The organism is Citrobacter sp. C1 (assembly GCF_014596895.2).
Taxonomy (GTDB): domain Bacteria; phylum Pseudomonadota; class Gammaproteobacteria; order Enterobacterales; family Enterobacteriaceae; genus Citrobacter; species Citrobacter gillenii.
In genome coordinates, this window is sequence record NZ_CP115035.1 from 2,875,475 (window position 1) to 2,888,736 (window position 13,262).

At 49.8% G+C, this 13,262-nt stretch carries 16 protein-coding genes; 9 read left to right on the forward strand and 7 right to left on the reverse strand.

All coding sequences use genetic code 11. The annotated features are described in order from the left end of the window. Positions 1-41: 41 nt before the first annotated feature. From arsA to IB214_RS13980, 7 genes are all read right to left on the reverse strand, one after another. The gene (gene arsA / locus IB214_RS13950; protein WP_048235610.1) at positions 42-1,793 is read right to left on the reverse strand and encodes an arsenite efflux transporter ATPase subunit ArsA; all 1,752 of its coding nucleotides are present in this window, start codon (positions 1,791-1,793) and stop codon (positions 42-44) included. A gap of 17 nt (positions 1,794-1,810) precedes the next feature. Further along, on the reverse strand, positions 1,811-2,173 hold the full coding sequence (gene arsD / locus IB214_RS13955) for an arsenite efflux transporter metallochaperone ArsD (protein WP_044711234.1): 363 nt from the start codon (positions 2,171-2,173) through the stop codon (positions 1,811-1,813). A gap of 46 nt (positions 2,174-2,219) precedes the next feature. After that, on the reverse strand, positions 2,220-2,573 hold the full coding sequence (arsR, locus tag IB214_RS13960; RefSeq protein WP_044711237.1) for an As(III)-sensing metalloregulatory transcriptional repressor ArsR: 354 nt from the start codon (positions 2,571-2,573) through the stop codon (positions 2,220-2,222). A 123-nt stretch (positions 2,574-2,696) separates the two neighbouring features. Next, a complete protein-coding gene (locus IB214_RS13965) occupies positions 2,697-3,242 on the reverse strand; it encodes a replication protein P (RefSeq protein ID WP_135912879.1) in 546 nt (181 codons plus the stop codon). Next, positions 3,154-4,065, reverse strand: coding sequence for a DnaT-like ssDNA-binding domain-containing protein (locus IB214_RS13970; protein ID WP_048236453.1), 912 nt, complete (start codon positions 4,063-4,065; stop codon positions 3,154-3,156). Before IB214_RS13970 ends, IB214_RS13965 begins: the two co-directional genes overlap by 89 nt. Positions 4,066-4,317: 252 nt before the next feature. Then, a complete protein-coding gene (locus IB214_RS13975) occupies positions 4,318-4,872 on the reverse strand; it encodes a toxin YdaT family protein (protein ID WP_048235612.1) in 555 nt (184 codons plus the stop codon). Positions 4,873-4,874: 2 nt separating this feature from the next. After that, positions 4,875-5,090 carry a YdaS family helix-turn-helix protein gene (locus IB214_RS13980; RefSeq protein WP_032949519.1) on the reverse strand — a complete coding sequence of 72 codons (216 nt, stop codon included), beginning with the start codon at positions 5,088-5,090 and terminating at the stop codon, positions 4,875-4,877. Between the two features lie 101 nt (positions 5,091-5,191). Here IB214_RS13980 and IB214_RS13985 point away from each other — a divergent pair, with 101 nt between their 5' ends. The 9 genes from IB214_RS13985 to phoQ all read left to right on the forward strand — a co-directional run bounded on the left by IB214_RS13985 (position 5,192) and on the right by phoQ (position 13,252). After that, the gene (locus tag IB214_RS13985; protein ID WP_032949520.1) at positions 5,192-5,581 is read left to right on the forward strand and encodes a helix-turn-helix domain-containing protein; all 390 of its coding nucleotides are present in this window, start codon (positions 5,192-5,194) and stop codon (positions 5,579-5,581) included. 228 nt (positions 5,582-5,809) lie between these two features. After that, positions 5,810-6,025 (forward strand): hypothetical protein, encoded by a 216-nt coding sequence (locus IB214_RS13990; protein ID WP_048235613.1) that lies wholly within the window; start codon positions 5,810-5,812, stop codon positions 6,023-6,025. A gap of 161 nt (positions 6,026-6,186) precedes the next feature. Next, on the forward strand, positions 6,187-6,525 hold the full coding sequence (locus IB214_RS13995) for a hypothetical protein (protein ID WP_135912188.1): 339 nt from the start codon (positions 6,187-6,189) through the stop codon (positions 6,523-6,525). Positions 6,526-6,536: 11 nt separating this feature from the next. Beyond that, on the forward strand, positions 6,537-6,863 hold the full coding sequence (locus IB214_RS14000; protein WP_032944383.1) for an Rrf2 family transcriptional regulator: 327 nt from the start codon (positions 6,537-6,539) through the stop codon (positions 6,861-6,863). A 141-nt stretch (positions 6,864-7,004) separates the two neighbouring features. Next, positions 7,005-9,476, forward strand: coding sequence for an exonuclease (locus tag IB214_RS14005; RefSeq protein ID WP_053090400.1), 2,472 nt, complete (start codon positions 7,005-7,007; stop codon positions 9,474-9,476). Positions 9,477-9,542: 66 nt separating this feature from the next. After that, positions 9,543-9,758, forward strand: coding sequence for an excisionase family protein (gene xisR, locus IB214_RS14010; protein ID WP_032943036.1), 216 nt, complete (start codon positions 9,543-9,545; stop codon positions 9,756-9,758). Next, a complete protein-coding gene (locus tag IB214_RS14015) occupies positions 9,758-11,044 on the forward strand; it encodes a site-specific integrase (RefSeq protein WP_044700610.1) in 1,287 nt (428 codons plus the stop codon). Before xisR ends, IB214_RS14015 begins: the two co-directional genes overlap by 1 nt. 73 nt (positions 11,045-11,117) lie before the next feature. Continuing rightward, positions 11,118-11,789, forward strand: coding sequence for a two-component system response regulator PhoP (phoP, locus tag IB214_RS14020; protein ID WP_096757402.1), 672 nt, complete (start codon positions 11,118-11,120; stop codon positions 11,787-11,789). Further along, positions 11,789-13,252 carry a two-component system sensor histidine kinase PhoQ gene (phoQ, locus tag IB214_RS14025; protein WP_117341956.1) on the forward strand — a complete coding sequence of 488 codons (1,464 nt, stop codon included), beginning with the start codon at positions 11,789-11,791 and terminating at the stop codon, positions 13,250-13,252. The genes phoP and phoQ overlap by 1 nt, the downstream gene beginning before the upstream one ends. Positions 13,253-13,262: the final 10 nt, after the last annotated feature.

A 13,262-nucleotide genomic window follows, 5' to 3' on the forward strand; every position in this document is an offset into this window, starting at 1 on the left:
TCCTGAAAGGGCAGCAATGCTGCCCCGAATGATGGTAATAACTAACCCGCGAGTTGTTTGAGTTTATCGATGCCGGTTGGTTCTGACGCCAGTACGGGTACAAGTGCTACACGGCTGGCATGTAGATTTTTAACGCTCTCGATCTGCGGACGTTCCTGCTGCGCTCGCAAGCGGAGCAGCGGTGAACGGGTATCCGCGATGGAAAGGCTGTTATTGATAATCCAGCCCCAGGGGTGAATTCCTGCACGTTCAAGGTCGGCCTGTAAATTTGCCGCCTCAAGTACCGGCGTGGTTTCCGGTAGCGTGACCAGTAACACTTTGGTTCGCTCCGGGTCCTGCAGTTGCATCATCGGTGTGGTGAAATGGCCTTTTTCCCCCATTTTTCTGGCAATCTCGCGGTGATATGCCCCGGTGGCATCAAGCAGCAAGAGCGTGTGTCCGGTCGGTGCCGTATCCATCACCACGAAGCGCTTACCCGCCTCGCGAATCACCCGTGAAAAGGCCTGGAATACCGCAATTTCCTCGGTGCAGGGTGAGCGTAAGTCCTCTTCCAGCAGGCGTTTTCCCGCATCGTCCAGTTCTTTTCCCTTCGTCTCAAGAACATGCTGACGATAGCGTTCAGTTTCCTCGAGAGGATCGATCCTGCTGACCTGCAGATTGTTGAGGCTGCCGTTGAGGGTTGTGCTGAGATGCGCTGCAGGATCAGATGTTGTCAGATGGACATCAAATCCCATTTCGGCCAGTCTGACAGCAATGGCAGCCGCCATCGTGGTTTTCCCTACACCACCTTTACCCATCAGCATGATCAGGCCATGCTCATTACGGGCAATATCATCGACCAACGCAGAAAGTGACGGAATGTCAGGGCGCTGTTGAATGTATTCTTCAGAGAATGACGCCTCTATAGGCTGAGTGGAGAGAAGTCCGCTGAGTGCAGACACGCCGACCATATTGACCGGCTGGAGGAATAACGTGTCAGTTGGCAGACCGGAAAGATCAGAGGGAAGATTGGACAGCGCCTCCTGTTCACGGTCCCATATTGCCGCAGCCAGTGTATCGTTTGCTGCTTCAGTTTTGGGCAGAACGCCGTTGATGACCAGGTACTGATTTTTAAGACCGATGGCGGCAAGCTCCAGATGAGTCCGGGCAACTTCCTGCAACGTGGATTTTTGCAGACGAGCAACCAGAACCAGTCGGGTACGTGCTGGATCAGATAATGCTTCAACAGCCTGGGCATACTGTTCACGCTGTTTTTCCAGACCGGCCATCGGGCCGAGGCAGGACGCACCCTCGGGATTGCTATCAATAAAGCTACTCCAGGCACCTGGCAACTGGAGAAGGCGAATGGTATGACCCGTCGGTGCGGTATCAAAAATGATATGGTCAAACCGGGTCAGTAGAGAAGCATCTGTCAGTAATCCGGTAAATTCATCAAAAGCCGCAATCTCTGTTGTGCATGCCCCCGACAGTTGTTCGTTGATGCTGGAAACGACGTCATCAGGCAGGATGCCTTTAATGGGGTCAACGATTCTGGCCCGGTACTGTTGTGCAGCGGCCTGAGGATCAATCTCAAGAGCCGATAATCCTGGAACAGAAGCTACTGGCTGAATGGTATTGCCAATCGTCTGTCCAAACACCTGACCTACGTTTGAGGCCGGATCGGTACTGACCAGCAGCACCCGTTTCCCCTGTTCTGCCAGACGGATCGCCGTGGCGCATGAAATAGAGGTTTTACCAACGCCTCCTTTACCAGTAAAAAACAGATAAGGGGGGATATTCTGTAAGAAGTTCATATGTCCTCCTGACATACTTAACAACAAGAAGTATTACCACCACAGCAGATTGTTGGCGCTAATCCCACTTTCTCCAGTGGAATGCCAAACCAGCGAGCCAGCTCAGCGCGTTTCGGATAACGCCCAGCCATCACTGTTTCGCCATCCAGTAACAACAATGGCAAACCTTCTGCCCCGGAAGCCTCTATAAACGCTTTGACCTTCTCGTTCTGTACAAAGCTCATCGGTTGTTGTGCGAGATTGAAACGCTCAATTTGTACACCACGTTGTTTGAGCCATTGTACATCCGCAGAAAAATCGACCAGAGCCTGATCAACATCTGTACCGCAGACTCCGGTGCTGCAACACATCGCTGGGTCAAATACCGTTAACGTTTTCATTTCAATACCTCACATTTGAAAAAACATATATGTTCAGGCAAATTTTTTAGATGCAGACAGCCTTCCCGCTACCAGAGCAGTTGGCTGAAGCCAGCTTACGGGCGATGGCCTGAACGTCGTCCTGTTGGCTTAACCAGGCCTGCTCAATAATCTGAGCAGCCCAGGAAGGAATATGCGGGGATAAGCGGTAATGAACCCATTTCCCCTGCTTGCGATCCAGCAATAATCCACTTTCCCGAAGCATCGCCAGATGGCGGGAGATCTTGGGCTGAGATTGTTCCAGCGCAGTGCAGAGATCGCACACGCACAACTCTCCCATCTCTCTAAGCAATAACACGATACCCAACCGGGTTTCATCTGAGAGATTTTTGAAAAGTTGTAGAGAAGTTAGTTCAACCATTTTAATCTCCTGAATTCTCTCCGTAGTTTCCTGCAATAGTTGAGTGCCGTCAACTATCATATTCGAAAATTCAAATATGATAGTTACGTGAATTTCATTTCGTGTTTACAATTTGTTTATTCTTCAATTCGTTAACCCTGCCGCTTTTCGACGCCTGTATTCATCCATCAGTAGTTGCGCTGGCGTTGGTCCCGCCGGATGGTGCGGCGCCGCCAGTTGACGTCGAATTGGTGGCACACTTAGTCCGTTACCAACATGCTTCGACCACTTCGTAAGTAACTTTTCCGCCAGTCGTTTCAGTTCCCCCTCTGTCATTTGTCGTTCAACGCCCGTTCTGCGCATTTCGATGCAGATGTGATACAGCACGGGCTGAGGCCATGGATATTTATCGCTTCCTGAATACCGATATGACTCATTGCGCCAGCGCCGGTATTCCGTCATAACCTGCTCCGATGTCAGTCCGAATGGATTCGCCCCACTCTCTGAAACCAGAGAAACAAACTCAGCCAAGTCAGGCGGCCATGTATTTCCCATCGCGCAGCGCTCCATGCACTGCTGACAGACCAGCCGAATTTGAGGTTCAGTCATCGAACCTATCTGGGCTATCCAGATAGGCGAAGGCTCCGCCCCGTTTTTCTGGGTCCATCGGTTCGAATACACCTCCCCCATGACCTGCCACAGTCGCCAGGCTGTTTCCGTCGCCATCAAGTCCATTCCTGCGGCGCCACTCTGCGTGTGCTGACTGAATTTGCTGAACTGCCCGGGATGCTGTTGGTTCGGATCCTGCTCCCACATGACTGTTACCTCCGGTTTCTGGTTTTACCTGCGTTCTAACCCGGGCTACATGTCGGGCAAATTTTTGTTCCCACTGGATTTGTGTAAAAACTTTCCCTTCCGACTCCCAATACGCGGTGAATTCTGCGAGTTCAGTCAGAAGGTAATCTGGTTCAGGCAGGGAGATACCCCACGATGCAGCGCGCTGTCGGAAGTCTCTGGAGGGAAGCCAGCTATCTGTCATGCTGAATTTCCCGATCGGTTCATCAACACCGTCCAGGTATCGGGGCATGGCCGGGGATGGCAGTACATCCCCATTCGGATTTTTCATCGCGCCCGCGTTAAGAGAGGGGTTTAAGATCTGTTTACTGCTTACTGCTTTCTGGATACCTGATGGCAAAGGTTTAGCCAAAGACTTAGCCTTATCCTTAGGCAAGGCGAAAGCCTTATCAAAAGCCGTCCCCATAGCGTCAGAAACCCCGTAGCAGGCGGCTTTGAGAGCTTCATATGCTTTATCTTTCAGTGAACATTCAGGCAGTAATTCAAACGATCTTGCCCATGATTTGATCACGTTCACTGATGCTGGCGGGTTATGTTTCACCGCGTTAGGCAACCAAAAAACTCTGGCTTTAAGGTCGGCTTCCACCATACCTAACGCTATGGCTTCGCCTAAGGCTAAGTCGAAGGCTTCGACATCCCAGTTTAATTCTTCGGCCATAGCCGCCCTTCCCGCCTTATACAGCCCGGGAATAATCCCTGTGAATGGACCCGTAAGCAGGTAAATAAACAGACTCTGCCCACTTGGCGGGAGTGGTGATAAGGCTCGAAACTTAGGATCATCCCACATGGTGATCTTCACCTTACGGTAAGGCTCGTTACTAGCCTTACTCTTAGGCATGGCCTTAGCCAAAGGATTAGGCATACTTCACCCCGCGAGTTGCAGTAATAATGGTCATTGGTCAAAACTCGATTAAAACAATTGCGGCGCTACGGCGCTTATGCTCGCCAGTAGTGGTCCCGCCGCATCAGCAGGTAACATGTTGAATAATGCGATTGCCGCCTCACGAATTTCCTTCTCGAGCTTTTGTAATGGCGCGCCAATTAATTTCGCATGGTGTGCCTCACTGCATTCTTTGATAGCGTTCGCCACCAGCTCTGCTTCTGTGCTCGCATTACTTAATCCGTGCTTTCTGGCAATCTGAACTGGCATAGCAGCAATAATTGAACCTGACAGTTGCATAACGTAAGCCGTGTACTTTTCCGAACCGCCCTCGTTTTTCAGATATCGGAATAAATTCTGTTTATTAACAGCAATTCCACGGCCATCTACTTTGGCCCACTCTTCAGCCACCAGCTGAGCGATCCGTTCCTGTGCCTGTCCTGGTAATGTCGATTCCCATTCACGAACGGCGACCCAGATTTTTTTGCACTTCATCCAATCCCGGCGACAAACAGAAAACTGATTTTTTGTTTTCTGAGTTCTCACCATCGTCGGGGTATGGTTTTTAAAAGAGATGGTTTGCATGGTCACTCCTTAGGTAATCCATCCGTTGGATTTGGGTATAAGTCGGGTCTAAGTTCGTGGGGGGTAACCCCTGTAGCGCTAAAGACTTGAAGTACCCGTGACGAAGGAACAGTACCTTTTGCTTTCCACTGACTTACTGCCATTCCGCTTACACCAATCGTGCAAGCTAATTTATTGGCCGAGCCAGCTAGTCGAATTGCGTTATCAATGGCTGTCATAACTATCTCCTTTTTAAATTGGGAGTAATAAACCATAGGTTTACATCAATTGCAAACTTTAAATTTATTGTGACTATAAACCAAACATTTACAATGGGTGTATGAAAAACACTGACGATCTCAATAACCAACTGGTAGCCCGCTTAGAAGAAATTACTCAAAGAGGGATCAGCAAAGCTGATATGGCTCGCATTGCAGGAGTTACGCCTCAAGCTGTGAATGGGTGGTTTAAGAAGGGAGTTATCAGTAAGAAGTCCGCCATAGCAATTGCGGAAGCCGCCAACGTGTCCGTTACTTGGTTGTTAGGTGAGAAAGTATCAGAAGATTCAGGTCTCAAGCCTAACGAGAGCAAAATGCTTAACTTGTTTAGGCAGCTACCAGAGGCAGAGCAAGAGCGAATGATCGATACCTTTGCACTGCGGTTAAAGGAAATTGATGATTACGTGGAGAAATATCTTCGTGGTCGTTTTAAGGCTAACGATGTGAACTAAGAGTTTATTCCCATCCATTGAAACCGGCGTTTGCCGGTTTTTTTTCGCCCTTTTGTCAGAACCTCCCTCCCCTTAGTTTTTCACGACTGATAAAGCAAATGTTTGCCTCTACATCAATTGATGATTGACACAAACATTAAACCAATGATTTAATCATTCTATCGAAAACGTCATCGAGGCAGGACGCCCACGAAGTAGCTGCCGGCGGCATACGAATCACCGGATGAGATGACAGGCATTAACACGCAGCAGGTTCAACGTTCCGCCAGCCTGGCGACAAGGGCAACACAAGAGGATAAATCCATGATCGATTTCGCACGTAAACCAGTGCGGTGTCAGGCCGTACATCTAAATCGCATTGAAGTAATCATTCGACTGATTTGCTACACGCTTGCCCAGAAGGGCGACCCGTCTGCCGACCAACAGACTGCTGTTCGTTCATAACGAGTTTGACCAATGGCTGTTGCCAGCCTCATGCCCGGTGCACAGGGCATTGTGATGGTAATACCACCATCGTAACCAAACAGGAGACGAAGACCTGTTCTGGTTAAATTGGAAAAGTGTTCTTTGCCCGTCCCGTGGCGGGCTTTTTTCCGGAGGTTTTTATGTCAGCTAACGATCTGGCATTGCGCTTCAGCAGCGCACCAGCCGAGGCATTAATCGGGGTTTTGCCTGTTCTGGAAGTAAAAGAAGCATTACGTGAAGAAGTTGAAAGTGATGTGATGGATGAAATCTGGACTGAGCACAACTTTGAAATGGAAGCGATGGGTGAACAAGTTGATGAAACAGCCAGGCTCGCTCGTAAGTTTGAATGTGCGGCTGAAGCTCTTGGAACGGCGATCAAACTTGCTCTGACTCTCCCACATAATGAGGCAATGCAGGTTCTGAATGACGCCTTAAACGATAACCCGGGATACGGTCGCGAACCGGCAAAGGATGCATGATGGAGTTTGGAATGAAACGCGTGGTGGCTTCTGTTCAGGTCGTTGCCATCCTCAACAGGATTTACAACGGCAGTCCGGTTTCCATCGCATCTATCAGTAAAGAATCAAAGCTGTCTGTGTCTTACCTCGAGCAGATTTTCTCGAAGCTGCGCAGCAGTGAAATCGTCACCAGCCAGCGTGGCGCTGGTGGCGGGTACCACCTTAGCAAAGCAAACCCCAGCGTGGCTGACGTCGTTCGCGCCGTTACTCACACGCCTGATTCATTTGAGCCCGTGCTGAATGCTCTGGAGTGGGTCCCCGTCGCACAGCTGGCGCAGGGAAAATCCCCTACCCCATAAAGCACAAAACCCGCGCAAGGCGGGTTAAGTACCCGGTCAGCCGACCAAAGCTTTCCGGAACGAGTTTTGACCAATAACCACTACCTTAGGCGGCGATCATCAGCTGCCGGGTATCTTACAATCCTATGGAGCCCGAACGCAATGTTAACGTATGCGTATCTTATTAAAGCCAAAGCGAAAGCAACTGAGGCAAAAAACCTGTTTTGCTGGTTCTCTGCGAAATCAGATTCCCGTGCAGAACGCGAAATCCTCAATATTCTCGAAGACAATGATATTGCCGTCGGTCGTGGCGCCGACTATCAATTACCTGTCCGCACCAACTGGTTTGTTGTTGACGATCTTCCTGAGGAAAGCAAACTTGATGACACATGGTGCGATCGTTACGAACTGGCAGAAGACCAGCAAACGTGGCAACTGAAACAGAAGCCTGATAATGAGAATCAGGAGACTTCCTGTCAGCAAAAACCTGAAACTTCCAGCGACAATGTACCCAACAGCGATGCGCCAGCATTGCTCCGCCCCATATCTCGCCTGCGCCTGTCTCAGCGACTGATTGCGCACCTGGTCAATGACACTGAAGAGAAGGAAATCAGTGAAGCGCAGCACATCCAGATCGGGCAAATGGTACTGAACGAAAATGATCTCTATGTACAAAACCTGTTACAGGCCGTTTCGAATGTGCCAGCGGTGAAAGAGCTTTCTGCTCATGTCGAGTGGAAGCTGACAAGCGCTGTAAAAGAAGTCTTCGACCGTGAGCAGGTCTATACCGTTGCTTCATTTGAGCAATTTATTACCGAATGGATTGAAGAACCAGAAAAGCGAGCTCTTACCGTTCAGGAGTGGGTTAATCAAAAGAAAGCAGGAGTTGCGGGTGATGAACATGCCACTCCACCTGTAACGCCAGAGCTTATTACCGTTGCGACTCTGCCGCTACGCCAGCGCCTCTTAGCTCAGTTTATTTCTGAAGAATATGCTTACCATATTGATACTGAGCAGAAGAAAACCATTCAAGAACTCGAGCTGGATGTGGATAACAGCTATGTGCAGAACCTGCTGCTTGCCGCCGAGAATGTAGAACCATTCAGGAAGGCGCCAGAGATCGATATCTGGAAGATTGTCAGCGCGCTGAAAACCGTTTTTCCGGTTGATGGAAAACGAGTTGAACTGGTCACCGTCATTCAGTTCTTTAAGGCCTGGTTCAATACTGAGCACATTGACCGTGGGCTGCTGGTTAAAGAGTGGTGTAAGGGCAATCGTGTGTCGCAGATTCAGCGCACTGACTCCGGAACCAACGCTGGTGGAGGCAATAAGACCGATCGCAACCCGGAACTTGTCCACACGCTGGATACTCTGGACATTGATATTGCGCTGGCCACACTTCCAATGGATTTCAACATCTACGATATTCCTGGTGGCGTTTTCCGTCGTGCAAAAGAGATCATTTCTAAAAACGAAAGCCCTTTCAAAGAGTGGTCCGCCGCCCTGCGCAAACGCGCTGGTATCCTGGATTATTCCCGCGCCGCTATTTTCGCGCTTATTCGTAGTGCAGAAGAAAACACTCACCATTTCCCGGAACTGCTGAGCCGTTACATCAACAAAAACCTGACTGAAACCGACCACCAGCACCCAACTGAAGAAACTCTGGCGGCAGCCGGTCACGTACCAGAAAAAAGCTGGGAAAACGAGATTAAAGAGAAGTCCACAGCTGAACAGAAGGCAATAACCGAGCAACCAGAAATCGCCAACATGGGCAACGGTGTTTTCTCCATTGATGGCCTGATGGGTAACCAGCCGGCGCCAGCGCTTTCTGTCGTAGACCAGGTACGCCAGCGCGCGGTCGAAGAAAAATTACATCAAGCCAATACCGAGGAAACCACCAGCGATGTGCAGATGGAAAAAACTGACAACAGCGAAATCAAAGCCAATCCTGATGTGCCTCAGGGCGAAGCAGCAGCTTTGCCAGTTGAAAGCACTGATGCAACTGGTGAGCCTCCAGCTTCCCTGAATAATGAACCCGTTCACCATATAGATACGGATCACCTGAACGCTTTTTATACTCACCTGATGGTTGATTTGGAAACTATGGGCAGCGGTCCTGATGCACCAATAGTCTCTATCGGCGCCGTATATTTTGATCCTTCAACTGGTAACACTGGTGCCGAATTTTACCAGGTTGTCAGTCTTGAATCATCGATGTCGTTTGGCATGAAACCGGATGCGTCAACAATTCAGTGGTGGTTGAAACAATCATCTGAAGCCCGCTCTGCAATTCTGGTTGATGAGGCCATGGGGCTGCGTGAAACCCTTGAACTACTGGCTGACTTCATTGCTGAAAATGCTGCTAACGGTAGTCACACTGTTCAGCTGTGGGGTAATGGATGCTCGTTTGATAACGTCATTCTCCGCCGCGCATATGCATTAGCAGAGACTCCCTTCGCTGTTCCGTTCTGGAATGACAGGGACGTAAGGACCATGGTTGAACTGGGTAAATCTGTCGGTATCAACCCGCGCTTCGACATCCCGTTTGAAGGCGACATGCACAATGCGCTTTCTGACGCCCGGCATCAGGTCAAATACGTATCTGCAATCTGGCAGCGCCTGACAAAAAACTGATTTTAGGTTTTCACTTACAGCCAGCTGCAGCATGTACTGTTGTGGCTGGCGGCATCGGAGTTATGTATGTCGCAACTCATTTTCAGCGAAGAGTGGATGGTTGAAGCGCGACTAACAGAAAAGACCGGCTTGTCGGAAAGACAAATTAAAAGTTATCGGTTGAATTTGTGGATCGAAGGCGTGCATTTCAAACATCTGACAGCTCTCGGGGAAACTGACAATTCTAAAGGTCTGCTTTGGTACAACTATCCAAAGATTAACCAATTAGTACAGGATGCATGATGGACTTTCCAACCGGCGTTGAGCTGCATAATGGAAAAATACGGATCACATTTACCTATCGCGGCAAACGTTGCCGCGAAGTCCTTCGCGGCTGGACGGTGAACAGCAGCAACATCAAAAAAGCTGGAAATCTTCGTGCGCTCATAACAAGTGAAATACAGCTCGGTAAGTTCGACTATGCGGAACGTTTCCCGGAATCCAAAGCGCTTAAGAAGTTCATCACAACCAAAAAAATTACCACGTTTAAAGAACTAAGTGATTTTTTTACAGACACCAAAGCCTTAGAGGTATCTGGTGCAACACTGCTATCGCTTACTTCGGTCGTAAATACGTTACTGCGTGTAGTCGGAGAAAATACCCGTCTGGTAGATATTGAGCATGCCGATATTTTGCATTACCGAAAGGAGTTATTGACCGGGACAATTATTAACCCGGCAATGCCGAATCTGACCAGGCAGGGCCGCGCGCCCTCAACAGTCAATAAACAGATGGCAGTTTTATCAGAAATGCTTAAGCTCGCAAACCGAAGCCAGTTTATATTGCATGCTCCTTATGAAGGAGTGTCGCGACTCAAGTTATCTAAAAATGATCCCGACCCACTTTTACTTCATGAGTACCAGGCTCTGATAGCCGCCCTTCCCCGTAGCCAGGCATTAATCATTATTGTTGCCGTACATACGGGGATGAGGCCGGGCGAGATATGCGCCCTGGCATGGGAAGACATTGATTTGGTAAAAGGTGAAATCCACGTATCCAGAAGTTTGACGAATAAGCGAGTATTTGTACCCCCTAAGACAGATGCCGGAATAAGGACGATAACGTTGCTTAAACCTGCTCTGGATGCACTGAAGGAACAATACGAAGTCACCGGCGCTAATCCGAAGCAAGAAATTCGATTTCACCATCGGGAGATCGGAAAAACTGAGCAGCAATCTCTTCGCTTCGTTTTTTCACCGACAGCATATTCGTCAAAAAAAGGCAGTTACTTCTCCAAGAACTCGATTGCCTATGGCTGGAAGCGAGGCACTAAACTTGCCAATATCCGCGAAAGGAATCCTTATCAGTCACGGCATACCTACGCATGCTGGACGTTGATGGCCGGAGCGAATCCGTCATTCATAGCGAGTCAGATGGGACATGAAGATGCGCGAATGGTGTACGAGGTTTACTCCAAGTGGATTGGCGACATGAACCAGGATCAGGTCAACATGCTGAACAATCAGATGCCAACGGCATTGCCCCCAGGACGCCCCCACGGGCAGGGGAGCATGAGAAAAGTTATTTAATTTCATAGCGCTGCTTTCAATCCACATAATCAGCGTTAAACTATTCATACCGTCAATTTAGGGAGAAACGAAGATGCGCGTACTGGTTGTTGAGGATAATGCCTTATTACGTCACCACCTGAAGGTTCAGTTACAGGATGCAGGCCACCAGGTTGATGATGCTGAGGATGCAAAGGAAGCAGATTATTACCTTAACGAACATCTGCCAGATATTGCGATCGTCGACTTAGGTCTGCCCGATGAAGATGGCTTGTCACTGATCCGCCGCTGGCGCAGCAATGACGTTTCGCTCCCCATTCTGGTGTTGACCGCCCGCGAAGGCTGGCAGGATAAAGTGGAAGTGCTCAGCGCTGGGGCTGATGACTACGTGACAAAACCTTTCCATATTGAAGAGGTGGTCGCCCGCATGCAGGCACTGATGCGCCGCAATAGCGGCCTGGCCTCGCAAATTATCTCGCTGCCGCCTTTTCAGGTTGACCTTTCCCGCCGCGAATTATCAGTGAATGATGAGGTTATCAAACTCACCGCGTTTGAATACACCATCATGGAAACGCTGATCCGCAATAACGGCAAAGTGGTCAGCAAAGACTCACTGATGCTACAACTTTATCCGGATGCAGAACTGCGTGAAAGCCACACCATCGATGTACTGATGGGACGTCTGCGCAAAAAAATTCAGGCGCAATATCCGGATGACGTGATCACCACTGTACGTGGACAGGGCTACCTCTTCGAACTGCGCTAATGAACAAATTATTGCGTCATTTTTTCCCGTTATCGCTGCGTGTACGCTTTTTGCTGGCGACCGCTGGCGTTGTCCTTGTGCTTTCACTGGCCTATGGTATGGTCGCGCTGGTGGGTTACAGCGTAAGCTTTGATAAGACCACATTTCGTCTTCTGCGCGGTGAAAGTAACTTGTTTTACACCCTCGCGAAATGGGAAGACGGCAAGCTCCAGGTCGAACTGCCTGAACATCTCGATATGCAAAGCCCCACCATGTCGCTGATCTACGATCAACATGGCAAATTGTTGTGGGCACAACGCGATGTCCCCTGGCTGACGCACAGTATTCAGCCGGACTGGTTAAAAACGAATGGTTTTCATGAAATAGAAGCCGATGTCGATGCCACCAGCACGTTACTGCGCGAAGATCACTCCGCGCAACAGCAGCTTAAAGAAGTCAGAGAAGATGATAACGATGCCGAAATGACCCACTCGGTGGCGGTAAACGTCTACCCTGAGACCGCCCGCATGCCTCAGCTTACCATTGTCGTTGTCGACACTATCCCCATTGAGCTCAAGCGCTCGTATATGGTCTGGAGCTGGTTTATCTATGTATTGGTCGCCAACTTGCTGCTCGTGATCCCGCTGCTATGGGTCGCCGCCTGGTGGAGTTTACGGCCTATCGAGTCACTGGCGCGTGAGGTCCGAGAACTTGAGGAGCATCACCGTGAGATGCTCAATCCCGCCACCACGCGGGAACTAACTAGCCTGGTACGTAACCTCAACCGACTGCTGAAAAGTGAGCGTGAGCGTTACGATAAATACCGCACGACCTTAACCGATCTCACCCATAGCCTGAAAACACCGCTGGCGGTATTGCAAAGCACGCTACGCTCGATGCGCAATGAAAAGATGAGCGTAACGGATGCCGAACCCGTGATGCTGGAACAAATTAGCCGCATTTCCCAGCAAATTGGCTACTACCTGCATCGCGCCAGCATGCGCGGTGGTAACGCCCTGCTCAGCCGCGAACTGCACCCGGTTGCCCCTTTGCTGGATAAGCTAACCTCCGCCCTCAATAAGGTGTATCAGCGTAAAGGCGTCACTATTAGTCTCGATATCTCACCCGAAATCAGTTTCGTCGGCGAGCAAAATGATTTTGTCGAGGTCATGGGTAACGTGCTGGATAACGCCTGTAAATACTGTCTGGAGTTCGTCGAGATCTCCGCTCACCTGTCCGACGATCGCCTACATATTCTGGTGGAAGATGACGGTCCAGGCATTCCACAAGCCAAGCGCGAAGTGGTTTTTGATCGCGGCCAGCGTGTGGATACCTTACGCCCCGGGCAAGGCGTGGGGCTGGCGGTAGCTCGCGAAATTACCGAGCAGTATGACGGGCAAATTATCGCAGGCGACAGCCTGTTAGGCGGCGCGCGCATGGAGGTCATTTTTGGCCGTCAGCATCCGGGGCATAAAGACGAGTAAGTTGTTTGTA

Excerpts from the sequence above, each read along its gene's own strand:
- arsA (WP_048235610.1), bottom strand. The coding sequence starts at position 1,793 with ATGAACTTCTTACAGAATATCCCCCCTTATCTGTTTTTTACTGGTAAA.
- arsD (WP_044711234.1), bottom strand. The coding sequence starts at position 2,173 with ATGAAAACGTTAACGGTATTTGACCCAGCGATGTGTTGCAGCACCGGA.
- arsR (WP_044711237.1), bottom strand. The coding sequence starts at position 2,573 with ATGGTTGAACTAACTTCTCTACAACTTTTCAAAAATCTCTCAGATGAA.
- IB214_RS13965 (WP_135912879.1), bottom strand. The coding sequence starts at position 3,242 with ATGGGGGAGGTGTATTCGAACCGATGGACCCAGAAAAACGGGGCGGAG.
- IB214_RS13970 (WP_048236453.1), bottom strand. The coding sequence starts at position 4,065 with ATGGCCGAAGAATTAAACTGGGATGTCGAAGCCTTCGACTTAGCCTTA.
- IB214_RS13975 (WP_048235612.1), bottom strand. The coding sequence starts at position 4,872 with ATGCAAACCATCTCTTTTAAAAACCATACCCCGACGATGGTGAGAACT.
- IB214_RS13980 (WP_032949519.1), bottom strand. The coding sequence starts at position 5,090 with ATGACAGCCATTGATAACGCAATTCGACTAGCTGGCTCGGCCAATAAA.
- IB214_RS13985 (WP_032949520.1), top strand. The coding sequence starts at position 5,192 with ATGAAAAACACTGACGATCTCAATAACCAACTGGTAGCCCGCTTAGAA.
- IB214_RS13990 (WP_048235613.1), top strand. The coding sequence starts at position 5,810 with ATGACAGGCATTAACACGCAGCAGGTTCAACGTTCCGCCAGCCTGGCG.
- IB214_RS13995 (WP_135912188.1), top strand. The coding sequence starts at position 6,187 with ATGTCAGCTAACGATCTGGCATTGCGCTTCAGCAGCGCACCAGCCGAG.
- IB214_RS14000 (WP_032944383.1), top strand. The coding sequence starts at position 6,537 with ATGAAACGCGTGGTGGCTTCTGTTCAGGTCGTTGCCATCCTCAACAGG.
- IB214_RS14005 (WP_053090400.1), top strand. The coding sequence starts at position 7,005 with ATGTTAACGTATGCGTATCTTATTAAAGCCAAAGCGAAAGCAACTGAG.
- xisR (WP_032943036.1), top strand. The coding sequence starts at position 9,543 with ATGTCGCAACTCATTTTCAGCGAAGAGTGGATGGTTGAAGCGCGACTA.
- IB214_RS14015 (WP_044700610.1), top strand. The coding sequence starts at position 9,758 with ATGGACTTTCCAACCGGCGTTGAGCTGCATAATGGAAAAATACGGATC.
- phoP (WP_096757402.1), top strand. The coding sequence starts at position 11,118 with ATGCGCGTACTGGTTGTTGAGGATAATGCCTTATTACGTCACCACCTG.
- phoQ (WP_117341956.1), top strand. The coding sequence starts at position 11,789 with ATGAACAAATTATTGCGTCATTTTTTCCCGTTATCGCTGCGTGTACGC.